The organism is Dactylosporangium sp. NPDC000244, from assembly GCF_040300725.1.
In the GTDB taxonomy this organism is placed as follows: domain Bacteria; phylum Actinomycetota; class Actinomycetes; order Mycobacteriales; family Micromonosporaceae; genus Dactylosporangium.
In genome coordinates, this window is sequence record NZ_JBEPEH010000077.1 from 1 (window position 1) to 22,419 (window position 22,419).

Genomic DNA, 22,419 nt, shown 5'->3' on the forward strand with positions numbered 1-22,419 from the left:
TCCACAGCCCGTCGTACAGCGGCGCGTACCCCAGCCAGCGCAGCCGGTTGCGCAGCTCCCGGCGGCGAGCGCGCTCCTGCTGCGGCAGCGAGAACGCGATCAGGGTCCAGCACTCGTCCCACGGCTCCGCCCCGGCCGCCGACGACACGATCCACTGACCGCCGGCCGAGAGCTGGTCGGCCGCGGCGGTGGCCAGCCGGTAGGAGCTGTGCCGGCCGTTCCGCCGGCCCTGCAGCACACCGCGGCGGGCCAGCCGGCTGATCGCCGTGCGGGCGCCCGCCTCGCTCACCGCGGACTCGATCAGCAGCGCCACGATAGCGGCCGACGGCAGCCACGCGCGGGTCCGCAGGGTGTAGTCCGCCATCAGCGTCACGGCCAGGCCCTGCGGCGCCGGTCCGGACTGCCGCCGGGGGAGCCGCACCGGCTCGTCGTCGTCCGGAAAGATCTCCTCGATGTCGAACGGGTCGGCCACGGCCCGACTGTAGCGCCTCGGCTGATCTCCACATCGATTGACACTTATGTGTCCCGGGTACACACTAAATGCCGCACGATGGCTTGGGAGCCGCGCCGTGATCCGTCCGACCAGACGAGGAGTAGGCGCATGCGCTTCATATGGAGACTCTTGCTCGGCCCGGTGGCGTTGCTCGCTTTCGCCGGGCTGACCCTGGTGGCGTTGCGGCCCGCATACGCGGCGACGCTGACCGAGGTCACCAACTTCGGCGCGAACCCGGGCGGCATGCGCATGCATGTGTACGTCCCGGACGCGCGACCGGCCCACCCGGCGATCGTGGTCGCCATGCACGGCTGCGGCGGCTCCGGCCCGGGTTTCTACTCGGGCAGCGAGTTCGCGAGCCTGGCCGACCGGTACGGCTACATCGTCATCTACCCGACCGCGACGCAGCAGGCCGGCTTCGGCAACTGCTTCGACACCTGGTCCGACGCGGCCAAGCGGCGAGGCGGCGGAAGTGACCCGGTGTCGATCGTGTCGATGGTGACGTACGCGCAGCAGCAGTACGGCGGTGACCCGAACCGGGTCTACGCGACCGGCAGCTCATCCGGCGGCATGATGACGAATGAGATGCTGGCCCTGTACCCGGACGTATTCAAGGCCGGTGCGGCGTTCATGGGCGTGCCGTTCACCTGCTTCGCCAACGCCGCGGACTATCCGCCCGGCACCAGCCGGTGCACCGGCGGCAGCATGGACCGCACCCCGCAGCAGTGGGGCGATGCGGTCCGGCAGGCGTATCCGGGGTACTCCGGGCCGCGGCCGCGGATGCAGTTGTGGCACGGCACCAGCGACACGCTCGTGCCGTACTCGCTGCTGCAGGAGGAGATCGAACAGTGGACGAACGTGTTCGGCCTGAGCCAGTCGCCGACGTCCACCGACACACCGCAGTCCGGCTGGAACCGCCGCCGCTACGCGGATTCCACCGGTACGGTGCAGGTCGAGGCGTACAGCATCCAGGGCGCCGGGCACAGCCTGCCCTCGGCCGGCATGGCCGCGTACGCCGTCGCGTTCTTCGGCCTCACCGGCACCGGCGGCACCAGCGGCCCGCCGGTCTCCAGCCCGCCGGTCTCCAGTCCGCCCGTGTCCAGTCCGCCGGTCTCGAGCCCGCCACCGGGCGGAGCCGCCTGCCGCGTCACGGACACGACCAGCGCCTGGAACACCGGGCTGACCGCGAGCATCTCCATCACGAACACCGGTAGCAGCACTGTCAACGGCTGGGCGCTGACCTTCACGCTGCCGTCCGGCCAGACCATCACCTCGGGCTGGAACGCCCAATACAGCCCGGTCTCCGGGGCCGTGACCGCACGCAACATGAGCTACAACGGCGCGCTCGCACCGGGCGCGTCGACGACGATCGGCTTCCAGGCCACACACACCGGCAACACCGCCCGCCCGGCGGCGTTCGCCCTCAACGGTGCCGCCTGCACGCTCGGGTGACACCGGACGTTCCGGCCGCGGCGCTGGGTCGCCGCGGCCGGGACCGGCGCTACCGCTGCAGCCGGGCCGCGTCGCTCGGGCCGCCGCGGCGGATCAGCCAGGCATCGCTGATGTGGGTGAACATCGCGGCGGCGGCGCCCTCCGGGTCGCGGGCGGCGATGCGCTCGTAGATCCGCCGGTGCCCCAGATTCGACGCGATGCACAGCGTCCGGTCCGTGCGCCCGACGTAGCGCGCGGTGTGCAGCACCTGGCTCACCAGCGCCTTCACCACGGCCCGGGCGATGCGGTTCCCGGACGCCTCCATGATCATGTCGTGGAAGGTGCGGTCGTACTCCTCGTAGGTGACGTGGTCGTCGACGAGTTCGTCCATCTGCTCGACCGTCGCCCGCAGCCGCTCGATGGTCGGATCGTCTGCCAGCCGCGCCGCGACGTGGGCCATGTCCGACTCGAGCAGGCGCCGGGTGACGACGAGGTCGTCGAGGATCGCCAGGCTCTCGTCCTCGGCCACGGCCGTGCCGAGCACGAGCTCGTCGAGCATGTTCCATTTCGACGGCGGCGTCACGACGGTGCCGCTGCCCTGGCGGACCTGGACGAGCCCTTTCTCCTGCAGCACCTTCACCGCCTCGCGGATCACGGTGCGGCTGACCGAGAACGTCTCGCACAGGGCCGGCTCGGGCGGTAGCGGCGTGCCGGGCGGATGGACACCGCGCACGATGCGCTCCACCAGTTCCGCGGTGACCGCCCGGCCCAGGTTGGCCGGGCGCCGTACCCATGCCGGCGGCGCGACGGCGTGGCCGTCCGGTTCGGCCTGGGATGTCGTCATGGATCCTCCGTCGGGCGCGGCTGTCGTGGCACGGCCCGCGGACAGTGTACGGCCGCGGCCGATCTGGCGCTTGCAAACATCATACGTATGCCCTTACATTTCGTCGCAGTGACATCTTGCGCAACAGGGCCTCACCGATAAGGACGTGCATATGTTGCGAATGAGACAAATTTGCCGCCGCCGGCTCGCCGTGATCAGCACTGCCGCCCTCGCCGTCACCCTCACCCTCGCCGGTTGCGGCAAGTCCGGCGGAACATCCGAGGGCTCGTACGGCTTTCCGCAGGTCGCCCAGGACGACAAGGCGACGATCACCGTCTGGGTCGACGCCGACCGTGCGGGTGCGGTGGACGCGTTCAAGAAGGCCAACCCGGACGTGAAGCTCGAGGTCGTCACCTACGACGGGTCGGCGAACGGATCGAACTCCTTCCGGACCAAGATGCAGCTCTTCGACCGCGCCGGCAGTGGGTGGCCCGACGTGGTCTTCTCGAGCCAGAACAACGACGCCGCCTGGGCCAGCCAGGCGACCAACGGCAAACAGGCGTTCGCCGCCGTGCTCGACCAGGGGCTCGTGGACAAGAAGACCCTGGCCGACTTCACCGCCGGGGCGCTGAATCCCTGCACCGTCGGCGGCAAGGTGTACTGCCTGCGCAACGACCTGGCACAGGTAGTGCTCTGGTACGACAAGGCACTGCTGCAGCAGTTCGGCTACACCCTGCCGGCCACGTGGGAGGAGTACCAGGCCCTCGGCGAGCGGGTGGGCCGCGAGCACCCCGGCTACATCGTCGGCAGCGTCGGCGACTCCTTTGCCCCCGAGGTGTACTTCTGGAGCGGCAAATGCCAGGCCAACGGCATCACCGGACCCAAGTCGGTGACGGTGAACACCGGCAGCACGGAGTGCAAGAGGGTTGCGGCCATGCTCGACGTGCTCATCAAGAACGGCACCACCCCGTCGGTCAGCGTCTTCACCCCGGAGTTCGTCAAGACCTACACCGGCAAGGTGCTCATGATGCCCGGCCCGGCGTGGTACTCGGGCGCCATCTTCAACAACCCGCAGTCGCTCAACGTCCCCAAGGGCGAGCTCGGCGTCGCCGCGCCGCTGCCGTGGCGAGGCGAGGAGGCGGTGACCGGCAACGTGGGCGGCGGCACCTGGTTCATCAGCAGCCACTCGAAGAACCTCAAGGCCGCCGCGAAGTTCGCCGAGTTCGTCACCACCGCCGACGACTACCAGGTCAATCTCGCCCCCGGCTACCCCGCCTACGCGCCGGCCGCCGACAAATGGATCAAGAAGCAGGAGTCCAGCGGCTACTACGCCACCGACCTGCAGCCGCTGATCAAGGCGGGCACCCAGATCTGGAACGGCTGGGGTTCCGGCATCTTCAGCCAGGAGGCGATCTGGGCCAAGACCGTCACCCCGGCTATCGCCGGCGGCAAGAGCCTCGTCGGCCTGCTGCCGGAGTGGCAGACGGCTATCAAGAACCAGGCTCAGGTCGACGGATACACGGTCGCATGACGATCGTGCGTGAGGCCGCGCGCCCGGTGGGCGCGCGGCCTCGGTCGACGAGCGGGCACCACCGCGCGATGTCCTACGGGTTCGTGGTGCCCTACACGGTCCTGGCCGCCGTGTTCGGTGTGTTCCCGGCGCTGTACGCCGTGTTCCTCGCGTTCACCGACGGTGAGGGCGGCTTCGCCGGCGCGGGCAACTTCGTCAAGGTGTTCGGTGACTTCCGGTTCCTGCCGGCAGTGGGTCACGTCTCCACCTTCCTGCTCACCTGGCTGGTCGCCCTGATCGTGCTGGTCACGTTCCTGGCGATCGTGGTGCACGCGATCCGGGTCCGCTGGCTGAGCCGGGCGCTCCGGCTGGTCTTCTACCTGCCGGGCGCGGTCGCGGGCGCGTCCAGCGTGCTGCTGTGGCTGTTCGTGCTCGACCCGACCGCGAGCCCGGTGGCCGGGCTGCTGCGGCTGGCCGGATTCACCAGCTTCAACCAGGTGATCGCACCCGGCAACCTGCCGCCGATCTTCGCCGTCATCGCCTTCTGGACCGGCGCCGGCGGATGGATCGTGATCATGTACGGCGCCCTGAACAACGTCAGCCCCGACATGATCGAGGCGGCCCGCATCGACGGCGCTAGCACGCTCCAGATCGCCTGGCGCATCCAGTTACCGCTGCTGCGCAAGTGGATCTCGTACATGGGCATCATGTCCCTCGCGGCCGGCACGCAGCTGTTCGTCGAGCCGCAGCTGCTGTCCCAGGCGAGCAACGCCGTCGTGCCCAACGACTACTCGCTCAACCAGCTGGCGTACCTCTACGCGTTCCAGCAGAACGACTTCAACGCCGCGGCAGCCGTCGCGCTGCTGCTGCTGATCATCGCCCTCGCATTGTCGGCTGTCTTCGTGACGCGCGGCGGGCTGTTCGAGAGGGACTGACATGTCCATGGCGAATCCCCGGCTCGGCGCGGGTACGGCCACCGGCTGGGCCGGCCGGACGATCGTCTCGGTCGTGGTGGCCGTGTTCGTGCTGTTCTTCGCCGTCCCGATCGTCTGGCTGCTGCTGGCGACGACCAAATCGGCCCGGGAGCTGCTCGTCGGCCACCCGTTCCGGCCCGGCAGCATCGGAGATCTGGCCGCGAACTGGCGGGAACTGCTCGAGTTCCAGGACGGGGCGGTGACCGCCTGGATCGGCAACTCGGCGCTGTACGCGCTCGGCGCCCTGGCCATCACGCTCGTGGTCAGCATCCCCGCCGGGTACGCGCTGGCGATGACCGAGTTCCGGTTCCGCCGGTCCCTGCTCGTGCTGACGCTGATCGTGATGCTGATGCCGAACACCGCGCTGGTACTGCCGATCTTCCTGGAGCTCAACGTGGTCGGCCTGATCGGCAGCCCGCTGTCGGTCATTCTGCCGATGTCGTTCTTCCCGTTCGGCGTCTACCTCACCTACATCTACTTCTCCACGAGCCTGCCGCGCGACCTGCTCGCCGCGGCCCGCATCGACGGGTGCACCGAGCTGGAGGTGTTCACCCGGATCGCGCTGCCGCTGGCCACGCCGGTCGTGGCGCTGGTCGGGTTCTTCAGCTTCGTGCAGACCTGGAACAACTTCTTCCTGCCGTTCGTCATGCTGCCGTCCAGCGACGGCTACCCGGTGCAGGTCGGCCTGACCGCACTGCTCGCCTCGACCCCGGCGTTCAACCCGAGCTCCGCCGGAACCCAGTCCGTGCAGCTGCCGACGCTCGCCCTGGCGACGGTCGTGTCGGTGCTGCCGGTGCTGATCGTCTTCCTGTTCGCGCAGCGCTTCCTGGTGGCGGGCATGACGGCAGGCGGCACCAAGGAGTGAGCGCCACCCATGCCGACAAGGAGCGTTTGTGAAAGTCACCGGGTATCGGAGCCTGACCACCCAGCACGACTGGGGCCGGCTCATCGGGGACGTCAACGGCGTGATGGCCGGGCCCCGCACCGACGTGCACGTGCTGATCCTGGAGACCGACGACGGGCTGGAGGGCGTGGGCATCGGCGCCCACGGTGACATCAACCGCGTCTTCGGTGCCGTGGAGGGCGAGGATCCGAGGGCCGTGTCGGTCCTCTACGACCGGATGCTCGCGCGGGTGTTCAAGAACGGGCACAACGGTGCGACCTTCGGCGCGATCGGTGCGATCGACATGGCGCTGTGGGACCTCAAGGCCAAGGCGATCGGCGAGCCGCTCTGGCGCACGCTCGGCGGCCGCGACCGGTTCGTCCCCGGCTACGCCTCGGGGCTGGACATCGCGCTGGACGACGACGACCTCGTCGCACTCTACGAGCGCTTCACGGATCGGGGCTTCTGCGCCGCCAAGCTCAAGGGCGGCCGCGACCTCGACCACGATCTGCGCCGGCTGGAGGCCGTCCGCGACGTGCTGCGGCGCAACACGACGCGGCCCGCCCTGATGTTCGACGCGAACGAGTCGTGGCACCGGTCGCAGGCCGTTCGCTTCGTCACCGCCCTGGAGCAGCGGGTGGACCTGACCTGGATCGAGGAACCGGTCCGCCGCTGGGATGCCGCGGGGCTGGCCTCCGTGCGCCGGGGCGTGCGCGCCGCCGTCGCCACCGGGGAGAACCTCACCGGCCTCGAACAGTACCGGCCGTTGCTGGACGCCGACGCGGTCGACATCGTCCAGGCGGGCAACGTCTGGGGCATCACGCACTTCCTCCGCGTGGCCGCCGTGGCGCACGGCCGCGATCTGCCGGTGAGCCCGGTGGCCCACCACGCGAACCCTCTGGCCCACGCCGCCGCCGCGGTGCCGAACCACCTCACCTCCGAGGTTCAGGATCTGGTCGCACCGATCGGCCTGCATGTCGACCAGGAGTTCCAGGACGGCGGGATCGTCCTCGGCGACGAGCCGGGCCTGGGGATCCGGGTCGACGAGGAGTGGATTCAGCAGGCCCAGGCCGCCGATCCGCCGGCCGCGACGGCCGGCCCGCACGTCCGGCCCGCCCGGGCCGGGCTGCGACTGGTGCCGGAGCCGGACGCCGGCCGGGAGGAACCCTAAGCCGGGTCGATCAGCCCGGCGGCGCGCAGCGCCGGCCAGAGTGCGGCCGGCACGACGGCCGCGGTCCGGCGGACGGTTTCGGTCACCTCCGCCGGGCTGCGCAGGCCGACCACGGTCGAGACCACCGCCGGATGGCCGCGGACGAAGGCGAGCGCGGCCTCCGGCAGGCTGACGCCGTGCTCGGTGCAGATCGCCGCGATGCGCCGGGCCCGCTGGAGCAGGTCGGCCGGAGCCGGCCGGTAGTCGTAGGTGGCGTCGTCCGGGGGCCGGTCCCGGGCCAGCAGCCCTGAGTTGTAGACGCCCGCGATGATGACGCCGACCCGGCGCTGCCGCGCGGCCGGCAGGAGGTCGTGCGCGGCGCCCTGCTCGAGCAGTGTGTAGCGGCCCGCGCACATGACCAGGTCGACGTCCGTCTCCCGGACGAAGCGGGCGAGCATCGCCGACTGGTTCATGCCGGCGCCGATGGCGCCGATGACGCCCTGGCCGCGCAGGTCGGCGAGGGCGGGCAGGGCCTCCGTGGCCGCCTGGTGCCAGTGTTCGTCCGGATCGTGCAGGTAGACGATGTCGAACCGGTCCAGGCCGGACCGCCGCAGGCTCGCCTCCAGCGAGCGACGGACGCCGTCGCGGCTGAAGTCCCAGACCCGGCGGTGGTTCGCCGGCACGTCGAAGCCCTCGGGGTCGCGGCGGTGCGCGGTCTCGGGTGTGGGCACGAGCAGCCGGCCGACCTTCGTCGACACCACGTAGGAGTCACGCGGCCGGTCGCGCAGCGCCGCGCCCAGGCGGCGTTCGGACAGGCCGAGCCCGTAGTGCGGCGCAGTGTCGAAGTACCGCACGCCGGCGTCCCAGGCGGCGTCGACCGCCGCGGCGAACGTCTCGTCGCTCGTGGCGTGGTAGAGGTTCCCGCCCTGGGCGGCACCGAACCCGAGAGCGGTGAACCGTATCGCCGGGCGGCGGGGGAGAGACACTGCGGTCACGCCGCGGCCCGGCTGCCGGTCATCGGCCGAGCCAGCCGCCGTCGACCGGCAGCACCGCGCCGTTGACGTAGTCGGACGCCGGTGCGGCCAGGAACACGGTGGCGCCGGCCAGGTCGTCGGGCCGGCCCCAGCGCCCGGCCGGGATGCGGTCGAGGATCGACCGGTTGCGGACCGGGTCGTCGCGCAGCGCCTGGGTGTTGTCGGTGGCGATGTACCCGGGGGCGATCGCGTTGACGTTCACGCCGTGGGCGGCCCACTCGTTGGCCAGTGCCTTGGCCAGCCCGGCCACGCCCGACTTCGCGGCCGTGTAACCCGGCACGTTGATGCCACCCTGGAAGCTCAGCAGCGAAGCGGTAAAGATGATCTTTCCCCGGCCGCGCTCCAGCATCGTCTTCCCGATGGCTCGGGTCAGGACGAACTGGCTGCGCAGGTTCACCTCGAGGACCTGGTCCCAGAGCTCGTCCGGATGCTCGGCGGCCGGTGCGCGGGCGATCATGCCCGCGTTGTTCACGAGGATGTCGACCGGGCCGTGCTGATCGAGCTCGCCGACCAGCCGGTGGACGGACGCGCGGTCGGCGAAGTCGGCGCGAAGGGCGGTGAAGTCGCGCCCGGCCGTGCGCACCCGGCGCTCGACCTCACTGCCGGTCGGCTCGAGCTGTGCGGAGACGCCGATGATGTCGGCCCCGGCCCCGGCCAGTGCTTCGGCCATGGCCAGTCCGATGCCTCGCCGCGCGCCGGTGACGAGCGCCCGCCGCCCGGTCAGATCGAACAGCTTGCTCACCGGGCCGGCTCCCGCCAGTCGAGCAGCACCTTCATGACCCGGCCGCCGGACTCCAGGGCGGCGAAGGCGGCGCCGACCGCCTCGACCGGCTCGATCCGCGAGATCAGCCGGGCCGCGGGAACGGCGCCCGATTCGATGAGCCGGATCGCCTGTTCCACGTCTTCGCGCTGGTACAGCCGGGCCCCGAACAGCTCGAGTTCGCGCCAGAAGAACCGGTGCAGGTTCACGGGCCGGGGCTGCGCGTGGATGGCCACCATGACCAGACGCCCCCGGGTGGTGAGCACGTCGACGGCGGTTGAGACGCCCTCGGCGGAGCCGGATACCTCGAAGGCGATGTCGGCACCGGCGCCGTCGGTGCGCTCCTGGACGAATCCGACCGCATCGGCGGCCCGCGGGTCGAGGGCCTCGATGCCGAGCTCGGCGGCCACGGACCGGCGGAACGGGTCGGGCTCCAGCAGCACCACACGGGCGTCGTGCTGCTGGGCGACGATCGCGATCAGCGTGCCGATCGGACCGCCGCCGATCACGACCACGTGGTCACCGCCGGCGACGTTCGCCCGGCGTACATCGTGCACCGCCACGGCGACCGGTTCGACCAGCGCGGCGTGTTCGAGCGGCAGGCCGCCGGGCAGCGGCAGGACGAGGTCGGCCGGCACGTTCCACAGGGACTGCATGGCGCCGGGAGAGTCGATGCCGAGGAACTGCATCGCGTGGCAGATGTGGGTGTTGCCGCGCCGGCAGGCATGGCAGTGCCCGCACGAGCGGGTGGGCATCACTGTGACCGGACGGCCGGCCGACCAGCCCTGGACCTCTGGCCCGACCGCGTCGATCCAGCCGGACATCTCATGGCCGATCACGGCGGTCGGGCCGACCCGGCCGTCCATGTCCCCGTGGAGGATGTGCAGGTCGGTGCCGCAGATCCCGGTGTAGGCCACCGCGATGCGAACCTCGCCCGGGCCGGGGTCCTGTGCGGAGCGACTCTCGACCTTGAGCTGGCGCGGGGCGTGATACACGACTGCTCTCATCGATACCCTGCTCACCCTTCATGTCGACCGGCGGCCGCGGGCGGGCGGCTGCGACGCGTCGGAAACATAACTCGTATGATGTCTTCCGTCAACGACCCGGCGCGGCAGTGCTCGTCGCGACTCCCGTCGCGGGATCGGCATAACGGAAAGATCCGGGACGCATCTCTCGAGCGAAAACTGTTATGACGCGAACACATTTCGTGTCACTGTTCGACAATTGCGGAAAATTACATCGCACTCTTCCGCGAATTGCCGCCGCGACTTGATTCAGCAGGCATCATGTGGCAATCTCATCGACCTCGATAACTTAGGTGCTCGTTCGGGTGCCAGTCTGTTAGCGCTAACAATGGTGAAGTCCCTACCGCCAGAAGGACTGACCTCATGCTCTCCGCCTCCGGCCGGCGCCGCTCATCCCGGCGCTGGGCCACCCTCGCCGCAGCCGTGTTGATCCTGGTCGCGGCCGCCACCGCAGTGCTGCACCCGCCCAATGCCCAGGCACTGGAGAACGGTGCCGCCCGAACCCCGCCGATGGGCTGGAACAGCTGGAACACCTTCGGCTGCAACATCAACGAGAACCTGATCCGGCAGATGGCCGACGCCATCGTCGGCAGCGGGCTGCGGGACCTGGGCTACCAGTACGTCGTCGTCGACGACTGCTGGTTCAACCCCAGCCGGGACTCCTCCGGCAATCTGCAGGGTGACCCGACCCGATTCCCGAGCGGCATGAAGTCGCTCGGCGACTACCTGCACGGCCGCGGCCTGAAGTTCGGGCTGTACGAGGTTCCGCTGGACAAGACCTGCGCCCAATACTTCGGCTCCTACCCGGGGGCCACTGGTAGCCAGGGCCACGAGGCCCAGGACGCCCGGCAGTTCGCCGCCTGGGGCGTGGACTACCTCAAGTACGACTGGTGCTCGCCCACCGGCTCGATCACCGACCAGGTGAACACCTTCGCCAGGATGCGCGACGCGCTCGCCGCGTCCGGGCGGCCGATCGTGTACAGCATCAACCCCAACAGCATCCACGCGAAGACGGGGCCGCAGCGCAATTGGGGCGACGTCGCCAACCTGTGGCGCACCACCGAGGACATCACCAACGCCTGGGACACCGGCCAGACCAACGGCTACCCGATGGGCATCCAGAACATCGTCAACGTCACCGTCCCGCTGAGCGGCTACGCGGGCCCCGGGCACTTCAATGATCCCGACATGCTCGGCAAGTGCCTCGACGCCCCGCTCAACGCCACCACCAACAGCAAGGTTCAGCTGTGGGACTGCAACGGTGGCAGCAACCAGCGCTGGACGCTCAACACCGATGGCACCGTCGCCTCGGCCGCGGCGGGCCTTTGCCTCGACGTGAACGGCAACGCCACCGCCAACGGCACCACGGTCATCCTCTGGACGTGTACCGCCGCCGCGAACCAGCGCTGGACCCGGGCCTGAGCGCCCGCCACGCGAAGGGACCTATCGGAGGTCGTAGGCGATCAGGCATCGCCTACGACCACCCGCCGCAAGGCATTTCTTTTCCCACCTGGACATATGACGTATTACTGCTTGCCTCAGGATTGCGAGGTCACCGCTATGTCCATCTCCTCCCTGCCGCTGTCCCGCCGACGGCTGCTGCTGACGACGGCTGCCGCCTCCGTCGCGGCGACCACCGCCGGGCTGTCGAGGCCCGGCGCCGCCATAGCCACCAGCGGCCCGCAGAGCTACACCGCGGCCTGGTCGTCGGTCGATCAGCACCCGCCCGCGCCGGAGTGGTTCCAGGACGCCAAGTTCGGCATCTACTACCACTGGGGCGCCTTCAGCGTCCCCGCGTTCGCCAGCGAGTGGTACCCGCGCAACATGTACAACAACGGCTCGAACGAGAACAACCACCACAAGGCCGTCTACGGCGATCCGTCGGTGTGGCCGTACCACAACTTCATCAACGGGGCCCGCGACAAGGCCGGCAACTTCGTGCAGTTCGCACCGAAGCTCGCGTCCGCCGGTGGCAACTTCGACCCCGACGCGTGGGCCCAGCTGTTCGCCGACGCCGGCGCGAAGTTCGCCGGCCCGGTCGCCGAGCACCACGACGGCTTCTCCATGTGGAACAGCAGTGTCAACGAGTGGAACTCGGTCGCCAAAGGGCCGCGCCTGGACCTGCTGCGGCTGCACGCCGACGCCATCCGGGCCAAGGGCCTGCGGCTGTACGTCTCGCTGCACCACGCCTACAACTTCACCGGCTACTACCAGTGGGTCCCGCAGCAGTCCGACTCGAGCCTGCGCAAGCTCTACGGCCAACTCGGCGCGGCCGAGCAGCAGCTGTGGTACGACAAGCTCCGTGAGGTCATCGACGGCTACCAGCCCGACATCATCTTCCAGGACTTCAACCTCGGCCAGGTGACCGAGGCGCAGCGGCTGAACTTCCTGTCGTACTACTACAACCGCGCGGTCGCGTGGAACAAGGACGTGGCCGCCACCTACAAGGACGGCTTCAACAACCGCGGCGAGGTCTACGACTTCGAGCGCGGCGGCCCGGCCGACATCCAGAGCCCGTACTGGCTCACCGACGACAGCGTCTCGAGCTCGAGCTGGTGCTACACCAGCGGCATCGGCTACTACCCGGCCACCGCGCTGCTGCACGCCCTGCTGGACCGGGTCAGCAAGAACGGCACCATGGTGCTCAACATCGCCCCGATGGCCGACGGCACGATCCCGTCCGGGCAGCGCGGCATCCTGCTCGCGATCGGCGAGCACCTCAAGCGCTTCGGCGAGTCGGTGTACGCGACCCGGGCCTGGACCGTCTTCGGTGAGGGCCCGACGCAGATGGGCGGCGGCTCCTTCCAGACGCCGCGCACCGGCACCGCCCAGGACATCCGGTTCACCCGCAGCAAGGACAACCGGGTGCTGTACGCCACCGTGCTGGGCTGGCCCGGCAGCACACTGCACATCACGACGCTGAGCTCGAACCGGATCAACCTCGGCTCCCTCGGCGCGGTGGAACTGCTCGGCTCGACGGCCGGCACCGCCATCAACCTGCCGGCCCGCACTCAGGACGGCTCCGGCCTGCACATCACGATGCCCTCGTCGAGCGCTCCGTACAGCGCCGGCGCGTACGTGGTCCGGCTGACGTTCTCGGGCCAGATCCCCGCCCTCGGCAACGGCGGGACCACGACCGGCTGGGTCCGCATCGCCAACGCCACGACCGGCCTGGTGCTCGACAGCGGCGGCAGCGTCGCGTCCGGGTCGGTGCTCAAGCAGTGGAACTACGACGGCAGCACGAACCTGCAGTGGCAGCTGGTCGACCTCGGCACCGGCTACGTCCGCATCGTCAACCGCACCAACGGAATGGTCGCCGACAGCTGGGGCAACACCGCCAACGGCGCGAACGCGATGCAGGCGGCCTGGAACGGCGGCAACAACCAGCAGTGGCGGCTCAACAGCGTCGGCAACGGGCGGTACCAGATCATCAACCGCGGCACGGGCACCGCGCTGGACGGCGCGGGCAGCACCGCGGCCGGGTCGGCGACCGTCCTGTGGGCGCCGAACGGCAGCACCAACAACCAGTGGACCATCACCGCCGTCTGAAGGGGGCCACCCGTGCTACGCAACAAACCTCTCGCCGCGCTGGCCGGTGTGCTGCTGGCCGCGGCCGGCGTCGTCGTGGCGGCCGCCGGGCCGGCCGCGGCCGCGACCTCCATCACCGTCAACGGCGGCTCCGGCGGCCGGACCTTCGACGGCGTCGGCGCGGTCAGCGGCGGCGGCGGCAACAGCCGGCTGCTGATCGACTACCCCGAACCCCAGCGCGGCCAGATCCTCGACTACCTGTTCAGCCCGGGCTACGGCGCCGCGTTGCAGATCCTCAAGGTCGAGATCGGCGGCGACACCAACTCCACCAGCGGCTCCGAGCCCAGCCACGCGCACTTCCGCGGCGACCTGAACTGCAACCGCGGCTACGAGTGGTGGAGCATGGAGCAGGCCAAGGCCCGCAACCCCGGCATCAAGCTGGCCGGCCTGGCCTGGGGTGCGCCGGGCTGGATCGGCAACGGTAACTTCATGTCCACCGACATGATCGACTATTTGATCTCGTGGCTCGGCTGCGCGAAACAGCACAACCTCACCATCGACTACCTCACCGCGGCCCAGAACGAGAAGCGGACCGACGCCAACTGGACCATCAGCCTGCGCAGCGCGCTCGACGCCAACGGGTACAGCGGCGTGAAAATCATCTTCGGGGACGACTACCCCGGCAGCTGGAACCCGGCCAACGCCGTCGCGGGCAACGCGTCTCTGCGCAACGCCATCGACGTGCTCAGCGGGCACTACCCGTGCGGCTACCTCAGCGCCCAGACCACCTGCACGGTGTCGGCCAACGCCCTCAACTCGGGCGAGACGCTCTGGGACAGCGAAGGCGGCTCCCAGGACTACAACGACGGCGCCAAGCCCCTCGCACGGGGTATCAACCGCGGCTACATCGACGGGAAGATGACCGCCTACCTCAACTGGGACCTCATCGCCGCGATCACCCCGAACGTGCCGTGGAGCACCGTCGGGCTGGTGCTGGCCAACCAGCCGTGGTCGGGCTGGTACGCCGTCGGCAAGGACGCCTGGGCCCTCGCCCACACCACTCAGTTCACCGCGCCCGGCTGGAAGTACCTCGACTCCTCCAGCGGCTATATCGGCGGCAACCGCAACAACGGCAGCTACGTCAGCCTGAAGTCGACGAACAACACTGACTACAGCACGATCATCGAGACCATGGACGCGAGCGCCGCGCAGACGCTCAACTTCACCACCACCGGCGGGCTGTCCACCGGAACCGTCCACGTCTGGTCGACCAACCTCAACTCCAGCAACACGGCCGATCAGTTCCGCCACGCCACCGACATCACGCCGTCCGGGGGCGCGTTCTCCCTGACCGTCCAGCCCGGCTACCTCTACTCCATCACCACCACGACCGGACAAGGCAAGGGCGCCGCGACCAGCCCCGCCCAGGGCGCGCTGGCGCTGCCCTACACCGACACCTTCGACGGCTACGCCGCCGGCCGGCTGCCCAGATACCTGCAGGACATGCAGGGCGCGTTCGAGACGGCGGCGTGCGGGGCCGGCCGCTCCGGCCTGTGCCTGCGGCAGTCCTCGCCCCAGGCGCCGATCACCTGGAAGACCCTCGCCGAGCCGAGCACCTACGGCGGCAACCTGTCCTGGGCCAACTACACCGTCTCCGCCGACGCGCTGCTGGAGAAGTCCGGCTACGTCCAGCTCGAGGGCCGGGTCGGCAGCCAGAACCTCGACCCGATCGGCAACCAGAACGCCTACTACCTGCGCGTCACCGACGCCGGCGCCTGGTCGATCCTGCGCAACAGCAGCGGCGGCAACCTCACAACCCTTCGTAGCGGTACGGTCGCAGCGCTGGGCCTGAACCGCTGGCACAGTCTGGCGCTCGGCTTCTCGGGCAGCACGATCACCGCGGCCGTCGACGGCACCACGGTCGGCACCGTCACCGACGGCGCCTACGGCTCGGGCCAGGTCGGCTTCGGCACCAGCCAGGGCGAGACCGCCCAGTTCGACAATCTCTCGGTCGTGGCCGGCCCCGGCGGCTCCGGCGGCGCCACGGCCCCGCTGCGCAACCTCAACGCGGGCCGCTGCCTCGACGTCCCGTCCCAGGCACAGACCAACGGCACCCGGCTGGCGCTGTGGGACTGCAACGGCGGTGCGAACCAGCAATGGACGCTCACCGGGGGCAAACAGCTGCAGGTGTACGGCTCCAAGTGCCTCGACGCCGAGGGCGCGGCAACGACCCCCGGCACCAGGGTCGTCATCTGGGACTGCAACGGCCAGGCCAACCAGCAGTGGAACGTCAACGCCGACGGCACCGTCACCGGCGTGCAGTCCGGCCTGTGCCTCGACGCGAGCGGTGCCGGGACGGCCAACAGCACCCCGGTGATCCTGTGGACCTGCAACAACGGCAGCAACCAGCTGTGGACCAGGAGCTGACATGTCCAGAGTACGAGCCGTTCTGGCCGCCGCGGCGCTCGTCGTTGCCGGGGGTCTCACCGGCCTGACGGCACCGGCTTCGGCCGCCGTCATGACCACCCTGTCGGTGTCGCCGACGGGCTCCGGCACATCGTGTACCGCCGCGCAACCCTGCTCGCTGACGCAGGCCCAGGCCGCGGTCCGCTCCGCCGCCCCGTCGATGAGCGGGGACATCATCATCCAGCTCGCCGGCGGTACGTACACCCTCGGCACACCGCTGACGTTCACCGCCGCGGACTCCGGGACCAACGGATACACGGTGTCCTGGCAGGCCGCGTCCGGGGCCCGGCCGGTCATCTCCGGCGGGCAGCGGGTCACCGGCTGGACGCCGGCCGACTCCGGGCAGAACATCTGGAAGGCGAGTGTCGGCACCGGCGTCGACAGCCGGCAACTCTACGTCGACGGGCGCATCGCCACCCGGGCCCGCACACAGGTCAACCGGGGCGACTTCACGATCTCCACGACGGGGCTCAGCTTCACCAACGGCGCCCTGTCCTACCTCAACAACCTGGCGAACAAGAGCCGGGTCGAGGTGGAGTCGGTGGACTCGTTCACCGACCGGTATGCGCCGGTGCAGTCGATCGCCGGCAACACGATCACGATGCAGCAGCCCGCGTGGAACAACAACACCTTCGGCTACGACACGCTCAGCAAGCCGTTCCGGGCCGGGCCGCTGTATCTCGTCAACGCCCGCGAGTTCCTCGACGCGGCGGGGGAGTGGTACCTCGACACCGCTGCCGGCGTGCTCTACTACAAGCCGCTCTCCGGGCAGGACATGAGCACGGTGGACGTCGAGCTGCCGCGGCTCGAGTCGCTGCTGCGGGTCGGCGGCAGCTACGCTGCGCCGGCGCACAACCTGTCCTTCAGCGGCCTGCAGTTCGCCAACACCAGCTGGCAGCAGCCCAGCACCGGCCAGGGCTACGCCGACCAGCAGACCGGTGCCTACCTCTTCGGCAACCTGAGCCGGCCGGGCGACGCCCTGACGTCGTGCCAGTCGGGCTGTCCGCTGTTCGAGGCCACACGGCCCGGGTGGCGGCAGATGCCGGCCGCGGTGCAGGTCTCGGCGGCCAGCGCCATCACGTTCGCCGGCAACCGGTTCACCGACCTCGGCCAGGTCGGGCTCGGCATCGGCAACGACGCCAACGCGCACGCCACCGGCGTCGGCCTCGGCGCTTCGAACGTCACCGTCACCGGCAACACGTTCGACTCGCTCTCGGCCGGAGGGATCGTCGTCGGCGGCGTGCAGGCCGATGCACACCACCCCAGCGACTCGCGCATGACGAACAGTGGCATCACGATCAGCAACAACGTCATCCATGACGTGGCGATCGAGTACCGCAGCCATGCCGGCGTGCTCATGACCTACACGGCCGGGTCGTCGATCGCCCACAACGAGGTCTACAACCTGCCGTACACCGGCATCGCACTGGGCTACGGCTGGGGCTCCAACGATCCCGGCGGCAGCCAGGACTACATCGACCGCGGGCTCTACAACTATCAGCCGCGGTACACCACCGCCACCGTCGCGGCGAACAACCATGTCACCGCCAACTTCGTCCACGACGTGGTGCAGCAGATGACCGACGGCGGCGCGTTCTACCACCTCTCGGCCAGCCCGGGCACGACCGTCGACCAGAACTACTTCCGTAACACCAACGGCTGGCTCGGCATGTACTTCGACGAGGGCTCGCGGTACGTGTCGGCGTCGAACAACGTCCTCGAGAACGTCGGCACCTGGGCGTACACCCAGGCCTGGGCGAACAACAACACCGGCAACCTGACGCTGACGAACAACTGGACCACGAGCAGCACGACGAACGTCACGACCGGCTCGCGCGGCAACACCAACAGCGGCACCGTCGTCGTCAGCGGCGGGAACTGGCCCAGCGGCGCCCGCGCCGTCATAGCCGCGGCCGGCGTCTCCGGCGGCAGCACCGGCGGTGGTGCCTTCACGCTGCGTGGCCAGGCATCGGGCCGGTGCCTGGACATCACCGGCGCGTCGACGGCCAACGGAGCCCTGGCCGAGATCTGGGACTGCAATGGCGGCGCCAACCAGCAGTTCACCGCGACTGCCGCCGGTGAGCTGCGGGTCTACAACGGGGCCAAGTGCCTCGACGTGCTCGGCCGCGGCACCGCCAACGGCACCGCCGTGGAGATCTGGGACTGCAACGGCCAGACGAACCAGCAGTTCCGGCTCAACAGCAACGGCACGATCACGGCAGTCGGCGCGAACAAGTGCCTCGACGTGAGCGGCAACGGCACGGCCAACGGCACCCGGGTGCAGATCTGGGACTGCGGCGGCGCCGCGAACCAGCAGTGGTCCCGAGCCTGACATCGAGGTGCTCCTGTGGTCCGGCCGGTGGCCGCCGCCTTCCCGCGGCGGCCACCGCCATGTCACGCCTGGGTCGGCCCCGCGGAGGCGCGACACCGAAACATCAGATGTGTCGTCGGTGGAACGGCCAAGTCTCCACACACTCTGGACACGGAGGCGCATCGGATCTATAAAGACATCTGATGAATGTCGTCGCCGGTCGCCGGCGACGACATGCACACCCCTCCAGCGCGGCCCCGCCTGCCAGCGGCCGACACCCCGACATCCGCGTGCTCGACGCACCCCCGAGCGCGCCGTGCAGCCGGTCCGACGCCGGCGGCCGCGCTGCGGCATCGAGCGTTCCCACGACCAAGGAGACCCGGTGAACCGCAACGCGCTACTGGGACTGAGCCTGACGGTGGTGCTGAGCACCGTCTCGCTCACCGCTGCCTGCGGCAAGGACGACGCATCGCCGGGCGGCGGTGGATCCGCGCCCCTGATCGGCGTGGACTATCCCCGCTCCGACACGGACTTCTGGAACTCCTACATCAAGTACGTGCCGCAGTCGGCGAAGGAGCTCGGCGTCGAGCTCAAGACGACGAACTCGCAGAACGACATCGCCACCCTGATCTCCAACGTGCAGACGTTTCAGAGCCAGGGCGTCAAAGGCGTGGTGATGGCCCCGCAGGACACGGCCGCGATCGCCCCCACGCTGCAGCAGCTGGCCACCAAGAAGATCCCGGTCGTCACCATCGACACCCGCCCGGACAGCGGCAAGGTCTTCATGGTCGTGCGAGCCGACAACCGCGCCTACGGCACGAACGCCTGCCAGTTCCTCGGGACGAAGCTCGGCGGCAAGGGCAAGGTCGTCATGCTGCAGGGCGGCCTGGACTCGATCAACGGCCGCGACCGTACCGAGGCCTTCAACGAGTGCATGAAGAAGAACTACCCCGGCATCACCGTCTTCGGTGAGGCGACGGACTGGAAGGGCGACGTCGCCGCGACGAAACTCCAGACGCGGCTGACCTCCGACCCGGACGTCAAAGGCATCTACATGGAGTCGTCCTTCGCCCTGTCGGGGACGCTGCAGATCCTCCGGCAGCGCGGCCTCCAGGTGCCGCCGGCCGACCCCAAGCACGTCTTCATCGTGTCGAACGACGGCATCCCCGAAGAGCTCAAGGACATCAAGGCCGGCCTGATCGACGCCACGGTCAGCCAGCCGGCCGACCTGTTCGCCAAATACGGGCTGTACTACGTCAAGGCCGCCATCGAGGGCAAGACGTTCCAGCCGGGCCCGACCGATCACGGCAGCACCATCATCCAGGTCCGCGACGGTGTCCTCGAGGACCAGCTGGCGGCCCCGCTGGTGACGCTGGATGGCGCCACGATCGGCGGCCGGCCGACGGTGAAGTTCGACGACAAGTCGTTGTGGGGCAACAACGCATGAGCTCCACCGGACCGCGGCCGGGCGGCGCACCCGTCGTCGAGGCCGTGCACATCACCAAGCGATTCGGCTCGACGGTCGCGCTCGCCGACGCCGGCATCGTCGTGCGGCCCGGCGAAGCGCACGCCCTCGTGGGGCGCAACGGCGCCGGGAAGTCGACGCTGGTCAGCATCCTGACCGGGTTGCAGGCCCCGGACGCGGGCTCGGTGGCCTTCCACGGGCGGCCCGCGCCGCCGCTCGGCGACCGGCAGGCGTGGCGGCAGCTGGTCGCGTGCGTGTACCAGAAGTCGACGATCATCCCGGCGCTGACCGTTGCCGAGAACCTGTTTCTCAACCGGCACGCCCGCGGGCCCGACCGGCTGATCCGATGGCGGGCACTGCACCGCGACGCCGAGCGGCTGCTGGCCGAATGGTCGGTCGACGTCGATGTCCGCCGGCCGGCGGGGACGCTGTCGGTGGAGCAGCGGCAGTTCGTGGAGATCGCGCGAGCCCTGTCGTTCGGAGCGCGGTTCATCATCCTGGACGAGCCGACCGCGCAGCTCGACGCGGCCGGCATCCTCCGGCTCTTCGAGCGCCTCCGGGCGCTGCGCGAACAGGGCGTGACGTTCCTGTTCATCAGCCACCATCTCCAGGAGATCTACCAGCTCTGTGACCGGGTGACCGTCCTGCGCGACGCCCGGCACATCCGCACCGCGCCGGTGGCCGAGCTCGACCGTCAAGCGCTGGTGTCGGCGATGACCGGTGAGGACGTCAGCCTGCCCACGGCGGCGCCCCGGCCCCGTGACACCGGCGCCGCGGTCCGGCTCCGCGTGCGGCAGCTGCGCACGCACTCCGGCGCCGAGCTGTCGCTGGACGCGACCGCCGGGGAGGTCGTCGGGATCGCCGGCGGGGGCAGCAGCGGCAAGGTCGAGGTGGCCGAGGTGATCGCGGGTCTGGCCCGTCCCGCCTCGGGCAGCGTCGCGGTGGACGGCCGGACGCTGCGGCCGGGCAGCGTCCCGGATGCCCTCGACGCCGGCGTCGGCCTCGTGCCGCAGGACCGGCACCGGGAGGGTCTGGTCCCGCTGCTGAGCATCGCCGAGAACGTGACGATGGCGGTGCCCGGCCGCATCCGGCGGTACGGGCTGCTCTCACCGGCCCGCCGTGACGGGCTGACCCGGCGGATCATCGGCGAGCTGACCATCAAGGCGGACGGGCCGCAGGTGCCCGCCGCCGAGCTTTCCGGAGGCAATCAGCAGAAGGTCGTCCTGGGCCGGGCCCTGGCCGGTGCGCCGAGGCTGCTGGTCCTCATCACGCCGACCGCCGGCGTCGACGTGCGCTCCAAGCAGACCCTGCTGACCGCCGTGGACGATGTCCGGCAGCGCGGAACCACCGTGCTGGTCGTCTCGGACGATCTCGATGACCTGCGCATCTGCGACCGGGTGCTGGTGATGTTCCAGGGGCGGGTCATCGGCGAGAAACCGTACGGCTGGACCGACCACGAACTCGTTGCCGCGATGGAGGGGGTCGAACTCGACCATGCCTGACGCACTCCCCACCGACACCACGCTCCCGGCCGGCACCGAGCGGCCGCCCGTGGCACCGTCCCACTCCCCGCGCCGGCCGCCGGCGATCGCCCGCCTCCGGGACGTGGCGCTGATACCGGCGATCGTCGTGGTCGCGATCGTCGGCTTCATCGTCAATCCCGTGTTCCTCAGTTCGGACAACATCATCAACGTGCTGCAGAGCATGTCGGAGATCTCGATCGTGGTGCTGGCCGAGACCATCGTGCTCATCACCGGCAAGATGGACCTCTCGCTGGAGTCGACGTTCGGTCTCGCGCCGGGGGTCGCCGCCTGGCTCATCGTCGATCCGGCCGTCACGCACGGCCTCGGGGTCCACGTGCTGCCGCCGGCGCTGGCCATGCCGGTCGTGCTCGTCATCGGCGCGCTGGTCGGCGCGTTCAACGGGCTGCTCATCGTCCGGTTCGGCCTCAACGGGTTCATCGTCACGCTGGGCATGCTCATCGTCCTGCGTGGCCTGCTGACCGGTATCTCGGGCGGCAAGACGTTCTTCGCGCTGCCGGAGTCGATGACGTACCTCGGCTCCACGGTCTGGCTCGGTGTGCCGGCCTCGGTGTGGGTGTCGCTGTCGCTGTTCGCGATCGGCATTGTCGTGCTCGGCTTCACCCGCCCGGGCCGGGCGCTCTACGCGATCGGTGGCAACGCCGACGCGGCCCGGGCGGCGGGCATCCGCACCGACCGGATCCTCTGGCTCACGCTCATCGTGGCGGGTGCCCTCGCGGCACTCGCGGGGCTGCTCATCAGCGGGCGGCTGGCGGCGGTACCGGCGGCCCAGGGCAGCGGCGCCATCTTTCAGGTGTTCGCCGCCGCCGTCATCGGCGGGGTCAGTCTCAACGGGGGCAAGGGCACGCTCTTCGGGGCCTTCACCGGCGTCCTCCTGCTGTTCCTGATCCTCAACGTCCTGACGCTGGCCGGCGTGCCCGCCCAGTGGACGAACTTCTTCAACGGCGCCGTCATCCTCGTGGCACTCGTGGTCTCACGGCTGACCGGTGGCAAGGCCCAGAACTGACCGCCCGCAGCGCGGCACT

General features: G+C 69.8%; 16 protein-coding genes and 1 pseudogene. 12 read left to right on the forward strand and 5 right to left on the reverse strand.

The features are described 5' to 3' along the window. Window positions 1–472 (reverse strand): annotated as a pseudogene (locus ABT369_RS55850) (PaaX family transcriptional regulator); the annotation flags it as partial. A 129-nt stretch (window positions 473–601) separates the two neighbouring features. Here ABT369_RS55850 and ABT369_RS55855 point away from each other — a divergent pair. Then, a complete protein-coding gene (locus tag ABT369_RS55855; protein WP_350626571.1) occupies window positions 602–1,945 on the forward strand; it encodes an extracellular catalytic domain type 1 short-chain-length polyhydroxyalkanoate depolymerase in 1,344 nt (447 codons plus the stop codon). A 49-nt stretch (window positions 1,946–1,994) separates the two neighbouring features. Here ABT369_RS55855 and ABT369_RS55860 read toward each other — a convergent pair whose 3' ends face one another. Next, a complete protein-coding gene (locus ABT369_RS55860; RefSeq protein WP_350626573.1) occupies window positions 1,995–2,768 on the reverse strand; it encodes a FadR/GntR family transcriptional regulator in 774 nt (257 codons plus the stop codon). A 160-nt stretch (window positions 2,769–2,928) separates the two neighbouring features. Here ABT369_RS55860 and ABT369_RS55865 point away from each other — a divergent pair, with 160 nt between their 5' ends. The 4 genes from ABT369_RS55865 to ABT369_RS55880 are packed head-to-tail and all read left to right on the forward strand — an operon-like array spanning window position 2,929 to window position 7,285. After that, complete coding sequence (locus ABT369_RS55865; RefSeq protein ID WP_350626575.1) at window positions 2,929–4,278, forward strand: ABC transporter substrate-binding protein; 1,350 nt, start codon at window positions 2,929–2,931, stop codon at window positions 4,276–4,278. Beyond that, the gene (locus tag ABT369_RS55870; RefSeq protein WP_350626577.1) at window positions 4,275–5,192 is read left to right on the forward strand and encodes a carbohydrate ABC transporter permease; all 918 of its coding nucleotides are present in this window, start codon (window positions 4,275–4,277) and stop codon (window positions 5,190–5,192) included. The genes ABT369_RS55865 and ABT369_RS55870 overlap by 4 nt, the downstream gene beginning before the upstream one ends. Before the next feature lie 7 nt (window positions 5,193–5,199). Continuing rightward, complete coding sequence (locus tag ABT369_RS55875) at window positions 5,200–6,096, forward strand: carbohydrate ABC transporter permease (RefSeq protein WP_350626579.1); 897 nt, start codon at window positions 5,200–5,202, stop codon at window positions 6,094–6,096. Window positions 6,097–6,124: 28 nt separating this feature from the next. Next, window positions 6,125–7,285 carry a mandelate racemase/muconate lactonizing enzyme family protein gene (locus tag ABT369_RS55880; RefSeq protein ID WP_350626581.1) on the forward strand — a complete coding sequence of 387 codons (1,161 nt, stop codon included), beginning with the start codon at window positions 6,125–6,127 and terminating at the stop codon, window positions 7,283–7,285. Here ABT369_RS55880 and ABT369_RS55885 read toward each other — a convergent pair. Genes ABT369_RS55885 through ABT369_RS55895 form a run of 3 tightly spaced genes read right to left on the reverse strand, consistent with a single transcriptional unit; the run spans window position 7,282 to window position 10,065 of the window. After that, on the reverse strand, window positions 7,282–8,250 hold the full coding sequence (locus tag ABT369_RS55885; RefSeq protein WP_350626583.1) for an aldo/keto reductase: 969 nt from the start codon (window positions 8,248–8,250) through the stop codon (window positions 7,282–7,284). The two genes, ABT369_RS55880 and ABT369_RS55885, sit on opposite strands and share 4 nt — an antisense overlap. A gap of 28 nt (window positions 8,251–8,278) precedes the next feature. Beyond that, complete coding sequence (gene kduD / locus ABT369_RS55890; protein ID WP_350626585.1) at window positions 8,279–9,040, reverse strand: 2-dehydro-3-deoxy-D-gluconate 5-dehydrogenase KduD; 762 nt, start codon at window positions 9,038–9,040, stop codon at window positions 8,279–8,281. Next, the gene (locus ABT369_RS55895; protein WP_350626587.1) at window positions 9,037–10,065 is read right to left on the reverse strand and encodes a zinc-dependent alcohol dehydrogenase; all 1,029 of its coding nucleotides are present in this window, start codon (window positions 10,063–10,065) and stop codon (window positions 9,037–9,039) included. The genes kduD and ABT369_RS55895 overlap by 4 nt, the downstream gene beginning before the upstream one ends. Before the next feature lie 381 nt (window positions 10,066–10,446). Here ABT369_RS55895 and ABT369_RS55900 point away from each other — a divergent pair, with 381 nt between their 5' ends. The 7 genes from ABT369_RS55900 to ABT369_RS55930 all read left to right on the forward strand — a co-directional run bounded on the left by ABT369_RS55900 (window position 10,447) and on the right by ABT369_RS55930 (window position 22,400). Next, window positions 10,447–11,505, forward strand: a complete 1,059-nt coding sequence (locus ABT369_RS55900; protein ID WP_350626589.1) for a ricin-type beta-trefoil lectin domain protein — start codon at window positions 10,447–10,449, stop codon at window positions 11,503–11,505. A gap of 138 nt (window positions 11,506–11,643) precedes the next feature. Next, window positions 11,644–13,632: an alpha-L-fucosidase gene (locus tag ABT369_RS55905; protein ID WP_350626591.1), complete on the forward strand. Its 1,989-nt coding sequence runs from the start codon at window positions 11,644–11,646 to the stop codon at window positions 13,630–13,632. Between the two features lie 12 nt (window positions 13,633–13,644). Then, window positions 13,645–16,038 (forward strand): ricin-type beta-trefoil lectin domain protein, encoded by a 2,394-nt coding sequence (locus ABT369_RS55910; protein ID WP_350626593.1) that lies wholly within the window; start codon window positions 13,645–13,647, stop codon window positions 16,036–16,038. A gap of 1 nt (window position 16,039) precedes the next feature. Further along, window positions 16,040–18,409, forward strand: a complete 2,370-nt coding sequence (locus ABT369_RS55915) for a ricin-type beta-trefoil lectin domain protein (RefSeq protein WP_350626595.1) — start codon at window positions 16,040–16,042, stop codon at window positions 18,407–18,409. Between the two features lie 361 nt (window positions 18,410–18,770). Next, complete coding sequence (locus ABT369_RS55920) at window positions 18,771–19,835, forward strand: sugar ABC transporter substrate-binding protein (protein WP_350626597.1); 1,065 nt, start codon at window positions 18,771–18,773, stop codon at window positions 19,833–19,835. Then, window positions 19,832–21,355, forward strand: a complete 1,524-nt coding sequence (locus ABT369_RS55925) for a sugar ABC transporter ATP-binding protein (RefSeq protein ID WP_350626599.1) — start codon at window positions 19,832–19,834, stop codon at window positions 21,353–21,355. Before ABT369_RS55920 ends, ABT369_RS55925 begins: the two co-directional genes overlap by 4 nt. Beyond that, complete coding sequence (locus tag ABT369_RS55930; protein ID WP_350626601.1) at window positions 21,348–22,400, forward strand: ABC transporter permease; 1,053 nt, start codon at window positions 21,348–21,350, stop codon at window positions 22,398–22,400. The genes ABT369_RS55925 and ABT369_RS55930 overlap by 8 nt, the downstream gene beginning before the upstream one ends. The last annotated feature ends 19 nt before the right edge of the window (window positions 22,401–22,419 follow it).

What these genes read in the sequence shown, in the direction of transcription:
- ABT369_RS55855 (WP_350626571.1), top strand. Translation starts at nt 602, where the DNA reads ATGCGCTTCATATGGAGACTCTTGCTCGGCCCGGTGGCGTTGCTCGCT.
- ABT369_RS55905 (WP_350626591.1), top strand. Translation starts at nt 11,644, where the DNA reads ATGTCCATCTCCTCCCTGCCGCTGTCCCGCCGACGGCTGCTGCTGACG.
- ABT369_RS55875 (WP_350626579.1), top strand. Translation starts at nt 5,200, where the DNA reads ATGGCGAATCCCCGGCTCGGCGCGGGTACGGCCACCGGCTGGGCCGGC.
- ABT369_RS55915 (WP_350626595.1), top strand. Translation starts at nt 16,040, where the DNA reads ATGTCCAGAGTACGAGCCGTTCTGGCCGCCGCGGCGCTCGTCGTTGCC.
- ABT369_RS55895 (WP_350626587.1), bottom strand. Translation starts at nt 10,065, where the DNA reads ATGAGAGCAGTCGTGTATCACGCCCCGCGCCAGCTCAAGGTCGAGAGT.
- ABT369_RS55930 (WP_350626601.1), top strand. Translation starts at nt 21,348, where the DNA reads ATGCCTGACGCACTCCCCACCGACACCACGCTCCCGGCCGGCACCGAG.
- ABT369_RS55860 (WP_350626573.1), bottom strand. Translation starts at nt 2,768, where the DNA reads ATGACGACATCCCAGGCCGAACCGGACGGCCACGCCGTCGCGCCGCCG.
- ABT369_RS55870 (WP_350626577.1), top strand. Translation starts at nt 4,275, where the DNA reads ATGACGATCGTGCGTGAGGCCGCGCGCCCGGTGGGCGCGCGGCCTCGG.
- ABT369_RS55900 (WP_350626589.1), top strand. Translation starts at nt 10,447, where the DNA reads ATGCTCTCCGCCTCCGGCCGGCGCCGCTCATCCCGGCGCTGGGCCACC.
- ABT369_RS55925 (WP_350626599.1), top strand. Translation starts at nt 19,832, where the DNA reads ATGAGCTCCACCGGACCGCGGCCGGGCGGCGCACCCGTCGTCGAGGCC.
- ABT369_RS55865 (WP_350626575.1), top strand. Translation starts at nt 2,929, where the DNA reads ATGAGACAAATTTGCCGCCGCCGGCTCGCCGTGATCAGCACTGCCGCC.